Below are 15028 nucleotides of genomic sequence, written 5' to 3' on the forward strand. Positions count from 1 at the left end.
TTTTGTCTCGCCCCTTATACCTGCAGGAACTTGCCGATGGCCACCATACTGCCGCCGACGCCCACCACCAGACCGGTGCCGCAGAAGATGCCGAACACCTTCAGCGCCAAGGTCTGGAAGGGGATGATGGTGATAAGCTGGATGGTGTCGGATGTCTCAATAGCCTGGCCGATGAGGCTGTACACGCCCCACTGGAGGAGGAAGGCCACCACGGCGCCTACCAGGCCCAGGATCATGCCCTCTACCACAAAGGGCCAGCGCACAAAGCTGTTGGTGGCGCCGCACATCTTCATGATGGCAATCTCATCCCGCCGGGTAAAGGTTCCCAGCTTGATGGTATTGGCGATGATGAACAGAGACATGACCACCAGCATGACCACCAGAATAATAGCGACGCCGCTGGCCACGTTGCTGATGACCACAAAGCCCTGGGCAATCTCCGGGATGGCCTGGATATTCACTATGCCGGGCACCGACTCCACAGCTGATACTGTGGCGGAGAACTGCTCAATGTCCCTGACCTTGATGCTGTACCGGTCCCGGAACACCTCATCAGGCAGATTCAGAAACAGTTCGGCATCCTCGCCGTTGGCGTACTGCTCCACATAATTCTCTTTGGCGGTCTCCTTGCTGATGAATTCCACCGAGGCCACATTGGGCACCGCCTCCAGCGTCTTCTGGAGGGCGGCCTCCTCCTCTTCCGGGATGGTCTCGTCCACATAGGCCAGAAATTCGTTGTCCCGCTCCAGCTCTCCCAGCATATTGCCCACGTTGACGGCCACCAGGGAGAAGGAGCCCATAATCAGAAGGCAGGCCACGATCATACACACGGCGGCAAAAGACATGAGACCGTGGGTAAAAATACTGTGGAAGCCCTCAGAAACAAAATAGCTGAAATTAAAACGTTGTCTCATTGTTGTAATACCCGCCTGTCTCGTCGCTGATAATCCTGCCGCTCTCAATTGCCACCACCCGCTTGGAGAAGCGGTTGACCAGTTCCTTCTCGTGGGTGACCACCAGCATGGTGGTGCCCAGTTCATTGATGCGCTCCAGCAGCATCATAATCTCCAAAGATCGCTGAGGGTCCAGGTTGCCGGTGGGCTCGTCGGCAATGATCATGCTGGGGTTGTTCACCAGCGCCCGAGCGATGGCTACACGCTGCTGTTCGCCGCCCGAGAGCTGGTTGGGACACATGTCCTTCTTCTTGGACAGGCCCACCAGCTCCAGCACATAGGGAATCCGCTTGCGGATCTCCCGGGATGAAGCGCCCACCACCCGCATGGCGAAGGTCAGGTTCTCCGTCACTGTCTTTTTCTCGATCAGACGGAAATCCTGGAAGATAACCCCCAGCGTACGCCGGAGATAGGGCACCTGCCGGGGCCGGATGGTGTTCAGGTTGTAGCCGTTCACCATCAGCCGCCCCTCAGTGGGCGCCACCTCGGCGGTCAGCAGCTTGATAATGGTGGACTTGCCGGAGCCTGAGGGGCCCACCAAAAAGGCAAATTCGCCGTCATCAATCCGCAGATTGATCCCTTTCAGGGCCTTTGTACCGTTGTCATAGGTCTTATAGATATCGATGAGTCGAATCATAGCTACCTCGTCTGCCTGATAGTTATCATGCGTACCAATACATATCCATTCAACTGCGTATAGGGGACGCCGAAACCGGCGTCCCCTATACGGTTGTCATGTTCAGGAATCAATGCCCCGGGAGATCAGATACTTTTTGACCATGAGGGCCACCTTAAAGGTGATGGCGTCGTCAAACTCCCGCAGGTCCAGACCCGTCAGCTTCTTAATCTTCTCCAGGCGGTACACCAGGGTGTTCCGGTGGACAAAGAGCTTACGGGCCGTCTCGGACACATTCAGGTTGTTCTCAAAGAACTTATTGATGGTGAACAGGGTCTCCTGATCCAGGGCGTCGATAGGATTCTTCTTAAAGACCTCCTGGAGGAACATCTCGCACAGAGTGGTGGGCAGCTGATAGATCAAGCGCCCAATACCCAGATTCTCATAGTTGATGATGGACTTCTCGGTGTCAAACACCTTGCCCACGTCAATGGCCACCTGCGCCTCCTTGTAGGCCCGGGCCAGATCCCGGATGTGGGTAACAATGGTGCCGATGCCGATAACCGCCTTCACATTGAGCTCCTCGGCCAGGGCGTCCTCAATCTGCTTGGCCACCTTATACAAGTCCTTGCTCTCGGTGGTGTCAGACAGCTGCTTGATCAGAGCCACATCGGTCTCGCTGATGGAGAGGACAAAGTCCACCTGCTTCTCAGGGAACAGCGACCTGACCACGTCGATGGCACCCACATCGGTGGAACCCACCTGGCGGATCAGGAACACAGCCCGGGGGACCTCAGAGGTAAAGTGCAGCTCCTTGGCCCGGACATAGATATCTCCCAGCAGGATATTGTCGGAGATAATGTTCTTGACAAAGGTGGCCTTGTCATGCTTCTCCTCGTAGTAGGTCTTTGCTCCGTTGAGCGCCACGGCAGCCATGGCGCAGATAAGCCGGGCCTGGTCATCCTCGCCGCGGACAAATACGGCATAGTCAAACTGAGCGCCCCAGCCGGTCAAAGGCTTAAACGTCTTTCCTTCAAAGGTGACAATCTCATTTCCCGCGGCGTTTACCGCCTCCACCGCGCCGGGCCAACGCTCTCCAATATTGGTCAGCTCATTGCAGGCCACTACCGTCCCCTCGGAATCGATAACGCCAACGGCTCTGTCTGAGCTCTCTTTCATCTGTAGTACGACGCTCTGGAAAATCCTGCTGGACATAGGCGACAGCCTCCCTCAAACTCTATTATCATGGGAACGCACATTTTCCTTTACAGTATAGCGGATTTTTTTGTGCATTTCAATAGCAAACGCAAATTTTTTTGTGAAAATTGCCGAACCAGGTCTGTCACTTCCTAAATTTGTGACGATATCAGGGAAAGTTTGCTGTTTTTTCGCCGTTTCTATCACTTATCAGGCAAATTTTTTTGTGGATTTTCTGACACAGCGCCCGGAACGGACCGCAGTTTGGCCAGTTCCGCCTCTGTCAAAGGCCGCCAGTCCCCCTTCTCCAGCTCCTTGTCCAGTGCCAGCGGTCCCATGGTAAGCCGCTTCAGATAGCGTACCGGCTTGCCTCGGGCCGCCAGCATCCGCTTAATCTGGTGGTACTTTCCCTCCCGCAGCGTCACCAGCGCCTCGTCAGGTTCTTCCAGCAGCTCCAGCCCCGCGGGCAGACAGGCCAGCCCGCCCCCCAACGTCATCCCGCCGGAAAATGCTTCCACGTCTGATTGGTCCAGCTTCCCCTCCACGCGGACGAAATAGGTCTTATCCACATGCTTGCGGGGAGAGAGCAGGTCGTGGGCCAGAGCCCCGTCGTTTGTGAGCAGCAGCAGCCCCTCCGTATCCCGATCCAGACGGCCGGCGGGAAAGAGGCCAATCCTCCTCAGGTGCTCCGGCAGCAGCTCCAGAACGGTAGGCTGCCTGGGGTCCTCTGTGGCAGAAACCAATCCTGCCGGCTTGTGCAGCATCAGGTAGGTATACCGCGCACAGAGCACGCTCTGTCCGTCCACCTGCAGGTCCAGGCCCTCTCTCTGGTATTTCTCCTCCGGACTGCGGACCACGCCGCCGTTGGCCGTTACCCGGCCGGCCCGCACCAGCTCTTTCACCTCCCGGCGTGACCACCGTCCCGTCGAGGCCAGAATTTTATCCAGTCGCTCCATATTGTTCTCTCCTGTCCCTCTGTTTTGCCGCCGTTTCCTGGCATAACCTCTGCCCCGCTCACATATGGATTACCACGACATAAAACGGAGGGAGCGTTGTGCTGTGTTTATCTTTACCGCCAAAATAGACCGCAGAAAGCTCACCGCCGCGGCTGTGGCCGGGGTGATTTTCTGCGGCGCACTGGTGGCCCTGTTCTTCCTCCTGGGCGGGAGGGAAACAGCTGTCTCCGCCCCAGTGGGGTCCAGCAGCGTCAGAACCAACGAGGACCGGGTGGCTTACCTGGAGCAGTACGGCTGGACAGTGGAGCCGGAACCCATCGCAGTGGAGGAGCTCCTGATCCCGGAAACCTTTGACGAGACCTACGACCAATATCTGGAGCTCCAGTCCAGCCAGGGCTTTGACCTGACCAAATACTGCGGCAAGCGGGTGAAGCGTTATGCCTACGCCATCACCAATTACCCCACCGGCGAGAGCGGCGTCCAGGCCGGCCTCTTGGTCTATAAAAATACGGTCATCGGCGGAGAGGTGCTGTCCAGCCAGCTGGACGGCTTTATCCACGGTCTGTCTCTTCCACAGTCCTGAGAAGCGCTGTCTGCGGCGCCGCGCACGTCGAGGCGCCCGGCGCGCCTCTCTTTATCGCTGTTCCTTCAGCACGCCCCTGCTTCGGTAGAGAAATACCATGAAAATCAGGCGATTCAGCAGCTGCAGCACCAGATAGGCCAGCACCAAGGCCGGCATCATCTTCGTGTTGCGGATATAGAAGATGACGCCGGCACAGAGAATGCCACCGCATCCGCACAGTGTGCACAGCCGCCAGGTCCATTTTCCCCGGCCTGCGTCTCTCTCTCCGTCCCGCTCTGCCATCAGACGGCTGGACAGGCGGCAGACTACCGCAATACCCGCTATCTCCATCAGCTGCCTGACTACTGCCAGAAGCAAAATCAGCAGTGCATTGTCCATAATCAATGCGGCCAGCAGTCCCACCACAGCGCTTCCCCGCGCGCACCATATGGCCCGCCAGTAGCCGCTCTCCACGATAGAGGAGGCCGACAGCCCCACAAATACCATAAAAAAGACCGCCAGGCACATAATGGCAGAGAGCACCCGAAGCGGCATCAGTCCCAGGACCAGCCCCGTGGTGTTCAGCAGCACATAGGCTGCGGACAGACACACGCCGAAAAACACCTTCATCAGGCCCTGTCCTACCGCAGAAAATTGCTTTTCCATCGGCAACCGCCTCCTGTGCGCGCTTAATCCTGCATCATATGGACATTCAAATGGTTGTAGGTCATCTCAATCCCGTTCTGATCAAAGGCCGCCTTGACCTGTTCCAGCAGGTCGGAATAGAGCGCCCAGTAGTCATTGGTGGCGCACCAGACCCGCACAGCGTATTCAATGGAACTGTCATTATAGGCCGAGACCCGGGCAAAAGGAGCAGGCTCCCGGAGCGCCTTGGGATGGCTGCGAATGACCGCCTGAATCGTCTCCTTCACCAGCTCCACCGGCGCGTCATAGGAGGTATTGAACTTTAAATCTACCCGCCGCCGCTCCTCGGCGGTATAGTTGGTAATCTTGGCCGAGGAGATCTGACCATTGGGAATCATAATAAGCTTGTTATCGTAAGTTTTGACTTTTGTGTACACCAGGCCAATTTCACTTACGGTACCGCTCACACTTTCCGTCTCAATATAATCCCCGGCCTTAAAGGGCTTGGATACCAGCACCTGAATCCCTCCCGCCAGATTGGAGAGCGTGCCCTGAATTGCCAGAGAAATAGCCAGGCCGATAACAGAGAGCAGCGCAATCAGGGACGTGACTTCTATGCCAATGTATCCAAGAACGATGATAATGGTCAAAAACCAGAGCAGAATTCTGACCACAGATTTGATGAAAGTATGGAGTCCCTTCTCAATGTTCAGCCGGTCCAGCGCCCGATTGAGTATGGACATCAGCAGCTTCATCACAATCAGGCAGGCCGCCAGCAGCAGCGCCACATACAGCACCCTCAGCCAGAGGTTGGGCGCCTGAAAAAACTTTGTAAATGCATCTACGACCTGTTCTGAATCAGCACTTACCGCGCTGTTCACATCAATACTACCATCCACAGGTCCGCCCCCCTTCCACAGTCGCATTCATACAGCACACCGCGCAAAAATCCGCAGGACGCTCATAATGATTATACAATATTCAGCTGTCAATGTGAAGCATATCCTGCATCTCCTGTCAGTTCCTTCGTTTTTCGAATTTTCCCTGCGCACAAAAAAGAGAGGTCCTATCCAAAACGGACAGGACCTCTCTGAGATCACACGTCAGCTGCGCGCAGCGAGAAGCGAATTACTCGTCGATCTCGATGACGACGCCGGAACCAACGGTACGGCCGCCCTCGCGGATAGCGAAGCGCAGGCCCTTCTCGATGGCGATGGGGGTGATCAGCTCCACGTTCATATCGACGTTATCGCCGGGCATGCACATCTCAGTGCCCTCGGGCAGGGTGATGATGCCGGTCACGTCGGTGGTACGGAAGTAGAACTGGGGACGATAGTTGTTGAAGAAGGGGGTGTGACGGCCGCCCTCGTCCTTGGTCAGCACGTAAACCTGGCCCTTGAACTTGGTGTGGGGGTGAATGGAGCCGGGCTTGCAGAGCACCTGGCCACGCTCGATGTCGGTCTTGGCGATACCACGGAGCAGGCAGCCCACGTTGTCGCCGGCCTCAACGTAGTCCAGAGTCTTGCGGAACATCTCCATGGAGGTGACGACGGTGGACTTCTTCTCCTCGGTCAGGCCAACGATCTCAACAGTCTCGCCGGCCTTCAGGATGCCACGCTCAACACGGCCGGTAGCCACGGTACCACGGCCGGAGATGGTGAACACATCCTCGACGGGCATCAGGAAGGGCAGGTCGTCGTTACGGGCGGGAGTGGGGATATACTCGTCGACAGCATCCATCAGCTCCTTGATGCAGGCATACTCAGGAGCGTTGGGATCGGTGGACTCGGACACCAGAGCGTTCAGAGCGGAACCCTTGATGATGGGGATCTCGTCGCCGGGGAACTCATACTTGTCGAGGGTCTCGCGGACCTCCATCTCCACCAGCTCCAGCAGCTCGGGATCGTCAACCTGATCGCACTTGTTCAGGAAGACCACGATGGCGGGCACGCCCACCTGACGGGCCAGCAGGATGTGCTCCTTGGTCTGAGCCATGGGGCCGTCGGTGGCAGCGATGACCAGGATGGCGCCGTCCATCTGAGCAGCACCGGTGATCATGTTCTTGATATAGTCGGCGTGGCCCGGGCAGTCCACGTGGGCATAGTGACGCTTGTCAGTCTCATACTCCACGTGAGCGGTGTTGATGGTGATGCCGCGCTCCTTCTCCTCGGGGGCCTTGTCGATGCTGGCATAGTCCTCGAACTGAGCCTGGCCCTTCAGAGCCAGATACTTGGTGATAGCAGCGGTCAGGGTGGTCTTGCCGTGGTCAACGTGGCCGATGGTGCCAATGTTGACATGGGGCTTAGTACGCTCAAATTTTGCCTTAGCCATGTTGGGTATCCTCCTTAATTACATGTTAACATGTTTGATGTTTTAAATGAATGCGTAGATATTGTATAGCATTGACGGAGAAATTGCAATACTTTCTTCCGCATCCGGAAAAACTCATCCCGCGGGCCCCTCCGAAGAGGGGCCTTTGGGCTGTTTTGCAGCTTAGTCGGCGTTGTTCCGGCCGCGCTCAGCGATGATCTTCTCAGCGATGTTCTTGGGAATCTCCACATAGCTGTGGGGCTCCATGGAATACTGGCCGCGGCCCTGAGTGCGGGAACGCAGGTCAGTGGCATAGCCGAACATCTCGCTCAGAGGCACCAGAGCGTCGATGGCCTGAGCACCGGGACGGGCTTCCATGCCCTGGATCTGGCCGCGGCGGGCGTTCAGGTCGCCGATAACGTCGCCCATATAGTCCTCGGGGACAATGACGTCCACCTTCATGATGGGCTCGAGGAGCACGGGATCAGCCTTGCGGCAGGCCTCTTTGAAGGCCATGGAGCCGGCAATCTTAAAGGCCATCTCAGAGGAGTCGACCTCGTGATAAGAGCCGTCGTACAGGGTGACTTTCACGTCCTCAACAGGGTAGCCGGCCAGAACACCGGCCTGCATGGCGCCCTGAATGCCGGCGTCAACCGCAGGAATATACTCCTTGGGGATGGCGCCGCCCACAATGGCGTTGACGAACTCGTATCCCTTGCCGGATTCATTGGGCTCCACATGAATCTTTACGTGACCATACTGGCCCTTACCGCCGGACTGACGGGCATACTTGGTGTCCTGATCCACAGCCTTGCGGATGGTCTCCTTGTAAGCGACCTGGGGTGCGCCAACGTTGGCCTCCACTTTGTACTCGCGGAGCAGGCGGTCCACGATGATCTCCAGGTGGAGCTCGCCCATGCCGGCGATGATGGTCTGGCCCGTCTCCTCGTCGGTATAGGTCTTGAAGGTGGGGTCCTCCTCAGCCAGCTTGGCGAGGGCGATGCCCATCTTCTCCTGACCGGCCTTGGTCTTGGGCTCGATAGCCACGCGGATAACGGGGTCGGGGAACTCCATGGACTCCAGAATGATGGGGGCCTTCTCGTCGCAGAGAGTATCGCCAGTGGTGGTGTTCTTCAGACCGATGACGGCGGCAATGTCGCCGGAGTACACAGTCTCGATATCCTCACGGTGGTTGGCGTGCATCTGCAGGATACGGCCGATGCGCTCCTTCTGCTTCTTGGTGGAGTTGAGCACCGCGGTACCGGTGTTCAGGGTGCCGGAGTAGACACGGATAAAGGACAGACGGCCGACAAAGGGATCGGTGGCAATCTTGAAGGCCAGAGCGGCGAAGGGGCCGTCGTCGGTGGAGTGACGCTCCTCCTCCTCGTCGGTGTCGGGATTGATGCCCTTGATGGCGGGGATGTCCACGGGAGAGGGCATGTAATCCACGATAGCGTCCAGCAGCTTCTGCACGCCCTTGTTGCGGTAGGAAGTGCCGCAGGTGACGGGCACAACCTTGTTGTCGATGGTACCCTGGCGGAGAACCTTGCGGATCAGGTCCTGAGGAATGGGCTGATCCTCCAGGGCCAGCTCCATGATCTCGTCGCTCAGGTCGGCGCAGGCGTCAATCAGCTTGGTGCGATACTCCTGGGCCAGCTCCATCATGTCCTCGGGAATGGGCTCCACGCGCATGTCCTTGCCCATCTCATCATAGTAGATGTCAGCGTCCATCTCCACCAGGTCGATGATGCCCTTGAAGGTATCCTCGCTGCCGATGGGGAGCTGAATGGGCACGGCGTTGCACTTGAGGCGGTCATGGATCATGTTCAGCACGTTATAGAAATCGGCGCCCATGATGTCCATCTTGTTGACATAGATCATACGGGGGACCTTGTAGTGGTCCGCCTGGCGCCAAACGGTCTCAGACTGGGGCTCAACGCCGCCCTTGGCGCACATGACGGTCACAGAGCCGTCCAGCACGCGCAGGGAGCGCTCCACCTCGACGGTGAAGTCCACGTGGCCCGGCGTATCAATGATGTTGATACGGGTCTGGGGGAACTGATTCTTGGTCCCCTTCCAGTAGCAGGTGGTGGCGGCGGAGGTGATGGTGATGCCGCGCTCCTGCTCCTGGGCCATCCAGTCCATGGTGGCGGTACCGTCGTGGGTCTCGCCAATCTTGTAGTTGACGCCGGTATAGTAGAGGATACGCTCGGTAGTGGTGGTCTTGCCCGCGTCGATGTGGGCCATGATACCAATGTTCCGGGTATTCTCCAGGCTAACTTTTCTAGGCATACTTTAACTCCTTTACCAGCGGTAGTGAGCGAACGCCTTGTTGGACTCGGCCATCTTGTGAGTATCCTCGCGCTTCTTGACGGCGGAACCCAGGTTGTTGGCGGCGTCCATGATCTCGCCGGCCAGACGCTCCTTCATGGTCTTCTCGCTGCGGGCGCGGGAGTAAGTGGTGAGCCAACGCAGACCCAGGGTCTGACGGCGCTCGGGACGGACCTCGATGGGCACCTGGTAGGTGGCGCCGCCCACACGGCGGGCCTTAACCTCCAGGGAAGGCATGATGTTCTCGATAGCGGCGGTGAACACATCCAGGGGCTCCTTACCGGTCTTCTCCTTGATGATGTCAAACGCCCCGTAGACCACCTTCTGGGCCACGCCCTTCTTGCCGTCCAGCATGATGCTGTTGACCAGCTTGGTAACCAGTACGGAGTTATACAGCGGGTCGGGCAGAACCTCCCGCTTGGGTACGTTTCCTCTTCTGGGCACTTTGCTTCCCTCCTTCATAGTATGATTTCATAGGTACTCGAAGGCGATTCATACGCCCCCGTGTAAGACAAGTGCCTGCTTGTCCAGTGCCCTGCCGGAAACGCCCCTATATATAAGGAAGCGCTTCTGCAAGGACAACTGCCTTGCGCTCATGCGCATTGTGTCATTTCAATGTTGCTGGGGTAAGTTGCAGCGGGGAAATTACTTCTTCGCGCCGCCCTTGCCGGCCTTGGGCCGCTTGGCGCCGTACTTGGAACGGCCCTGCATACGGCCATTGACGCCCTGAGTGTCCAGAGTGCCGCGGATGATGTGGTAACGCACACCGGGCAGGTCCTTGACACGGCCGCCGCGGATCATGACCACAGAGTGCTCCTGCAGGTTGTGGCCCACACCGGGAATATAGGCGGTGACCTCGTAGCCATTGGTCAGCTTAACACGGGCAATCTTACGAAGAGCCGAGTTAGGCTTCTTGGGGGTGGAGGTACGCACAGCGGTGCACACGCCGCGCTTCTGGGGGGAAGGCAGGTCGGTCTCGCGGTTGGTCAGGGTGTTCAGGCCATGCTGCATAGCGGGAGAAGTGGACTTATAGGTCACCTTCTCGCGGCCCTTACGGACGAGCTGGTTAAACGTAGGCATGGTTTTCCTCCTTTCTTAGACGATGATAGAATATATTTTAACAGAATAACCGTAAGATTATTCCGCTAAAATCAACGGATCAGAGCCGCCACAGCGCTCCCTACGGCAATGCCGCAGGCGGCGCCCAGCTCCTTCATGGCGGGGACATGCTCCACAGCAATCCCCTTCTCCCGGCAGAGCGTCTCCACCGGCTCGGTTACACGGGGATCGGCATCCTCTGCCAGAAAGACGCGCACCGCTCTCCCGTCCCCAATCGCCCGTTTTGTCTGCTTGACACCGGCCACCTTGGGGCCATTTTTCAGCTCCGAGAGCATCTGTGCGCCTCCTTCTTCCCGTTTTCTTACGCAAAAAACAGTGCATTGATACGCCTTGCGCAGACATACCTGCGCAATTTGAGATTATAGCATAGGCGGATTGGATAGTCAAGCACAAAAATACCGGAAAACGCGGTGTTTTTGCAGTTTTCTTCCCTTTCGGGCACTGATAACAATTTTACCCCCACACCCCGGCTTCCTTTCTATGGAAAACGTACAGATTACTCCCCTACCCTGACTGCTCCGGACAGAAAAATGTGCTCCGCCGCCCTCTGAGAGGCGGCGGAGCACTGTGTTTTGCAGGATTTGCTTAGAAGCTGGAGCGCATAAGCTCCTGAGTGGCGTGGACCGCAGAGGCGGACTCGGCCTGAGCCTCCTCCTGCTTGTCGTACTTGCGGTAAGCGGCCAAGCCGGAGCCGGCAGGAATCAGCTTACCGATGATGACATTCTCCTTCAGGCCCAGCAGGTGGTCCACCTTGCCCTTGATGGCGGCCTCGGTCAGGACCTTGGTGGTCTCCTGGAAGGAGGCGGCAGACAGGAAGGACTCGGTGGCCAGAGAGGCCTTGGTGATGCCCATCAGCAGACGGGTGCAGGTGGGCAGCCGCAGTTCCATGCCGTCGTTGGTCTCGCCGGCGGCGATGCGGTCCTGGACCGCCTTGTAGGCGTCCTTGAACTCAATGATGTCCACAGTGGAGCCGGAGAGCAGATTGGAGTCGCCGGCGTCCTCAACGCGGACCTTGCGCATCATCTGGCGGCAGATAACCTCAATGTGCTTGTCGTTGATGTCAACGCCCTGCTGACGGTAGGGCTTCTGCACTTCCTGGATGAGGTAGTTATAGACCGCGTGGACGCCCCGGATACGGATAACATCCTGGGGATAGAGAGCGCCGTCGGTGAGGGCGTCGCCCTTTTTCACCGTGTCGCCGTCCTTCACGCGGATGCCCGCGGAGTTGGGAATGGCATAGGTGACCACCTCGCCGTCGTCGGCGGTGATGGTAACGTTGAGCAGCGTGGCGCGCTTGGCTTCCTCAATGGAAACCCGACCGGAGATCTCAGCCAACTGAGCCATCTTCTTGGGACGGCGGGCCTCGAACAGCTCCTCAACACGGGGAAGACCCTGGGTGATATCGCCGCCGGCAACGCCGCCGGTGTGGAAGGTACGCATGGTCAGCTGGGTGCCGGGCTCGCCGATGGACTGGGCGGCGATGATGCCCACCGCCTCGCCGGCGCCCACCCGCTCACCGATGGCCAGGTTGATGCCGTAGCACTTGGAGCACACGCCGCTTCTGGCCTCGCAGGTGAGGACAGAGCGGATCTTGGCCTGGTGGATGCCGTGAGCCTCCAGCAGCTTGGCGTGGTCCGCGGTCATCATGGTGTGGTGGTCAATGAGCACCTCGCCGGTGACGGGATCGCAGATATCCTCCACAGGATAGCGGCCCTTCAGGCGCTCGCCGAAGCTCTCGATGACCTGGCCGTTCTCAGAGATCTCGGAGACGATAATGCCGTCGTGGGTGCCGCAGTCCTCCTCACGGATAATGACCTCCTGGGAGACGTCCACCAGACGGCGGGTCAGGTAACCGGAGTCGGCGGTACGCAGAGCGGTATCGGCCATACCCTTTCGGGCGCCTCGGGAGGAGATGAAGTACTCCAGGACGGACAGGCCTTCACGGAAGTTGGACTTAATGGGGATCTCAATGGTACGGCCGGAGGTATCGGCCATCAGGCCGCGCATGCCGGCCAGCTGACGGATCTGGGCGGAGCTGCCGCGGGCGCCGGAGTCGGCCATCATCCAGATGGGGTTATACCGGTCCAGGCAGGCCATCAGGGCGTCAGTCACGTCCTTGGTGGTCTTCTCCCAGGCCTCAACCACCAGGCGGTACCGCTCGTCGTTGGCCAGGAAGCCCTGCTTGTACAGGTTGTCAATCTCCACAATCTTCTTCTCCGTGGCGGCGATGAGCCCCTCCTTCTCCTTGGGCAGGGTCATGTCGTAGATGGAGACGGTCAGGGCGCCGCGGGTGGAGAACTTATAGCCCCGGGCCTTAATGGTGTCCAGTACGCCGGCAGAGTAGTTGAAGCCATACTTGGTGATGCACTTGTCAATGATCTTGCCCAGCTGCTTCTTACCGGTGACGAAGTTGATCTCCGGGTCAAACATGGTCTCGGGATCGCTGCGATCCACAAAGCCCAGGTCCTGGGGGATGCCCTCGTTGAAGATCAGGCGGCCCACGGTGGTGCGCACCAGCTTGCTCTTGGTGACGCCGTCCACCTCGCGGCTGCGGCGGACCAGAATGGGCACATGGAGCTCCAGCTCGCCTTCGTCGTAGGCCAGGCGGGCCTCGGTGTCGCTGGAGAAGGCGTGGAGCACCTCCCGGGGCAGCTCGCCGTCGGGAGTCTCGGCACAGATGCCGGCGTAGGTGGGGATATCGTCCAGAGAGCCGGGGTGCTTGACCCAGATGTAGTCGTCGGCCTGGATGACCCCCTCGGCCAGCGCGGCCTTGACAGCGGCCACATCCTCATAGGTCTCGCCTTCGGTGTGCTCGGGGTACTTCTCGTAGGTCAGGTAGTAGGAGCCCAGCACCATATCCTGAGTAGGCACGGTGACGGGGCCGCCGTCCTGAGGACGGAGCAGGTTGTTGGCGGAGAGCATCAGCAGCCGGGCCTCAGTCTGAGCCTCGGCGGACAGAGGCACGTGGACGGCCATCTGGTCGCCGTCGAAGTCGGCGTTGAAGGCGGTACACACCAGGGGGTGCAGCTTAATGGCCCGGCCCTCCACCAGCACCGGCTCGAAGGCCTGGATACCCAGACGGTGCAGCGTAGGCGCACGGTTGAGCATGACGGGGTGCTCCTTGATGACGAACTCCAGCGCATCCCACACCTCGGCCTTGCCCTTGTCCACCATCTTCTTGGCGGACTTGATGTTGTTGGCCAGGCCGTCCTCCACCAGCTTCTTCATAACGAAGGGGCGGAACAGCTCGATGGCCATCTCCTTGGGCAGGCCGCACTGGTAGATCTTCAGCTCGGGGCCAACCACGATAACGGAACGGCCGGAGTAGTCCACACGCTTGCCCAGCAGGTTCTGACGGAAACGGCCCTGCTTGCCCTTGAGCATGTCGGACAGGGACTTGAGCGCCCGATTGTTGGCGCCGGTGACGGCGCGGCCCCGGCGGCCGTTGTCGATGAGGGCGTCCACAGCCTCCTGGAGCATCCGCTTCTCGTTGCGCACGATGATGTCGGGCGCGTTGAGCTGGATGAGGCGCTTGAGACGGTTGTTGCGGTTGATGACCCGGCGGTACAGGTCATTCAGGTCAGAGGTAGCGAAACGGCCGCCGTCCAGCTGCACCATGGGGCGCAGCTCAGGAGGAATCACAGGCAGCACGTCGATGATCATCCATTCAGGCTTGTTGCCGGAGAGACGGAAGGCATCCACCACCTCCAGGCGCTTGACGATGCGGGCCTTCTTCTGGCCGGAGGCGTCCTTCAGCTCGGCGCGGAGCTGCTCGGACAGCTGCTCCAAATCGATATCCTGAAGGAGCTTCTTTACGGCCTCAGCGCCCATGCCGGCCTCAAAATCATCCTCGTACTTCTCCCGCATGTCGCGGTACTCCTTCTCGGAGAGAATCTGGTTCTTGGCCAGAGGGGAGAAGCCGGGGTCGGTGACAATATAGCTGGCGAAGTAGAGCACCTTCTCCAGAATGCGGGGGCTGATGTCCAGCAGCAGGCCCATACGGGAGGGGATGCCCTTGAAGTACCAGATGTGGGACACAGGGGCGGCCAGCTCGATGTGGCCCATGCGCTCACGGCGCACCTTGGCCCGGGTGACCTCCACGCCGCAGCGGTCGCAGATTTTGCCCTTGTAGCGAATCTTCTTATACTTGCCGCAGTGGCACTCCCAGTCCTTGGTGGGGCCAAAGATGCGCTCGCAGAACAGGCCGTCCCGCTCGGGCTTGAGCGTGCGGTAGTTGATGGTCTCCGGCTTCTTGACCTCGCCGTAGGACCACTCGCGGATCTGCTCCGGGGAGGCGATGCCAATGCGGATGGCGTCAAACTCAGCGTAACTCATAACT

The 15028-nt window shown here is 58.8% G+C and carries 13 protein-coding genes; 1 reads left to right on the plus strand and 12 read right to left on the minus strand.

The genetic code is table 11. From position 1 onward, the window contains the following. Positions 1-14: 14 nt before the first annotated feature. The 4 genes from ftsX to Q0K06_RS02845 all read right to left on the minus strand — a co-directional run bounded on the left by ftsX (position 15) and on the right by Q0K06_RS02845 (position 3722). Positions 15-914, minus strand: coding sequence for a permease-like cell division protein FtsX (gene ftsX, locus Q0K06_RS02830; protein ID WP_294548320.1), 900 nt, complete (start codon positions 912-914; stop codon positions 15-17). Then, the gene (ftsE, locus tag Q0K06_RS02835) at positions 898-1590 is read right to left on the minus strand and encodes a cell division ATP-binding protein FtsE (RefSeq protein ID WP_294548322.1); all 693 of its coding nucleotides are present in this window, start codon (positions 1588-1590) and stop codon (positions 898-900) included. Before ftsE ends, ftsX begins: the two co-directional genes overlap by 17 nt. Positions 1591-1692: 102 nt before the next feature. Beyond that, positions 1693-2784: a helix-turn-helix domain-containing protein gene (locus tag Q0K06_RS02840; RefSeq protein WP_294548324.1), complete on the minus strand. Its 1092-nt coding sequence runs from the start codon at positions 2782-2784 to the stop codon at positions 1693-1695. A 185-nt stretch (positions 2785-2969) separates the two neighbouring features. Further along, positions 2970-3722 (minus strand): pseudouridine synthase, encoded by a 753-nt coding sequence (locus tag Q0K06_RS02845; protein WP_294548326.1) that lies wholly within the window; start codon positions 3720-3722, stop codon positions 2970-2972. 103 nt (positions 3723-3825) lie between these two features. On the opposite strand from Q0K06_RS02845, the gene Q0K06_RS02850 reads away from it, so the two are divergent. Further along, positions 3826-4305 carry a DUF4830 domain-containing protein gene (locus Q0K06_RS02850; RefSeq protein WP_294548328.1) on the plus strand — a complete coding sequence of 160 codons (480 nt, stop codon included), beginning with the start codon at positions 3826-3828 and terminating at the stop codon, positions 4303-4305. 51 nt (positions 4306-4356) lie between these two features. Here the strand turns inward: Q0K06_RS02850 and Q0K06_RS02855 are convergent, their stop codons facing one another. From Q0K06_RS02855 to rpoC, 8 genes are all read right to left on the minus strand, one after another. After that, entirely contained in the window at positions 4357-4950 is a 594-nt protein-coding gene (locus Q0K06_RS02855) for a hypothetical protein (protein WP_294548331.1), read from the minus strand. A gap of 23 nt (positions 4951-4973) precedes the next feature. Next, positions 4974-5828: a mechanosensitive ion channel family protein gene (locus Q0K06_RS02860; protein ID WP_294548333.1), complete on the minus strand. Its 855-nt coding sequence runs from the start codon at positions 5826-5828 to the stop codon at positions 4974-4976. Between the two features lie 229 nt (positions 5829-6057). Then, complete coding sequence (gene tuf, locus Q0K06_RS02865; protein WP_294548336.1) at positions 6058-7260, minus strand: elongation factor Tu; 1203 nt, start codon at positions 7258-7260, stop codon at positions 6058-6060. Positions 7261-7422: 162 nt separating this feature from the next. Further along, positions 7423-9531, minus strand: a complete 2109-nt coding sequence (fusA, locus tag Q0K06_RS02870) for an elongation factor G (RefSeq protein WP_294548338.1) — start codon at positions 9529-9531, stop codon at positions 7423-7425. Positions 9532-9543: 12 nt separating this feature from the next. Further along, the gene (rpsG, locus tag Q0K06_RS02875) at positions 9544-10014 is read right to left on the minus strand and encodes a 30S ribosomal protein S7 (RefSeq protein ID WP_294517717.1); all 471 of its coding nucleotides are present in this window, start codon (positions 10012-10014) and stop codon (positions 9544-9546) included. Between the two features lie 201 nt (positions 10015-10215). After that, positions 10216-10650 (minus strand): 30S ribosomal protein S12, encoded by a 435-nt coding sequence (gene rpsL, locus Q0K06_RS02880; RefSeq protein ID WP_294548340.1) that lies wholly within the window; start codon positions 10648-10650, stop codon positions 10216-10218. 71 nt (positions 10651-10721) lie between these two features. Further along, on the minus strand, positions 10722-10964 hold the full coding sequence (locus Q0K06_RS02885) for a ribosomal L7Ae/L30e/S12e/Gadd45 family protein (protein ID WP_294548343.1): 243 nt from the start codon (positions 10962-10964) through the stop codon (positions 10722-10724). A 310-nt stretch (positions 10965-11274) separates the two neighbouring features. Next, positions 11275-15024, minus strand: coding sequence for a DNA-directed RNA polymerase subunit beta' (rpoC, locus tag Q0K06_RS02890; protein WP_294548346.1), 3750 nt, complete (start codon positions 15022-15024; stop codon positions 11275-11277). Positions 15025-15028 lie beyond the last annotated feature (4 nt).

The sequence above is a fragment of the uncultured Pseudoflavonifractor sp. genome, assembly GCF_944387805.1.
In the GTDB taxonomy this organism is placed as follows: domain Bacteria; phylum Bacillota; class Clostridia; order Oscillospirales; family Oscillospiraceae; genus Pseudoflavonifractor.

Excerpts from the sequence above, each read along its gene's own strand:
- fusA (WP_294548338.1), bottom strand. The coding sequence starts at position 9,531 with ATGCCTAGAAAAGTTAGCCTGGAGAATACCCGGAACATTGGTATCATG.
- Q0K06_RS02885 (WP_294548343.1), bottom strand. The coding sequence starts at position 10,964 with ATGCTCTCGGAGCTGAAAAATGGCCCCAAGGTGGCCGGTGTCAAGCAG.
- ftsE (WP_294548322.1), bottom strand. The coding sequence starts at position 1,590 with ATGATTCGACTCATCGATATCTATAAGACCTATGACAACGGTACAAAG.
- rpsL (WP_294548340.1), bottom strand. The coding sequence starts at position 10,650 with ATGCCTACGTTTAACCAGCTCGTCCGTAAGGGCCGCGAGAAGGTGACC.
- ftsX (WP_294548320.1), bottom strand. The coding sequence starts at position 914 with ATGAGACAACGTTTTAATTTCAGCTATTTTGTTTCTGAGGGCTTCCAC.
- tuf (WP_294548336.1), bottom strand. The coding sequence starts at position 7,260 with ATGGCTAAGGCAAAATTTGAGCGTACTAAGCCCCATGTCAACATTGGC.
- Q0K06_RS02840 (WP_294548324.1), bottom strand. The coding sequence starts at position 2,784 with ATGTCCAGCAGGATTTTCCAGAGCGTCGTACTACAGATGAAAGAGAGC.
- Q0K06_RS02845 (WP_294548326.1), bottom strand. The coding sequence starts at position 3,722 with ATGGAGCGACTGGATAAAATTCTGGCCTCGACGGGACGGTGGTCACGC.
- Q0K06_RS02855 (WP_294548331.1), bottom strand. The coding sequence starts at position 4,950 with ATGGAAAAGCAATTTTCTGCGGTAGGACAGGGCCTGATGAAGGTGTTT.
- rpoC (WP_294548346.1), bottom strand. The coding sequence starts at position 15,024 with ATGAGTTACGCTGAGTTTGACGCCATCCGCATTGGCATCGCCTCCCCG.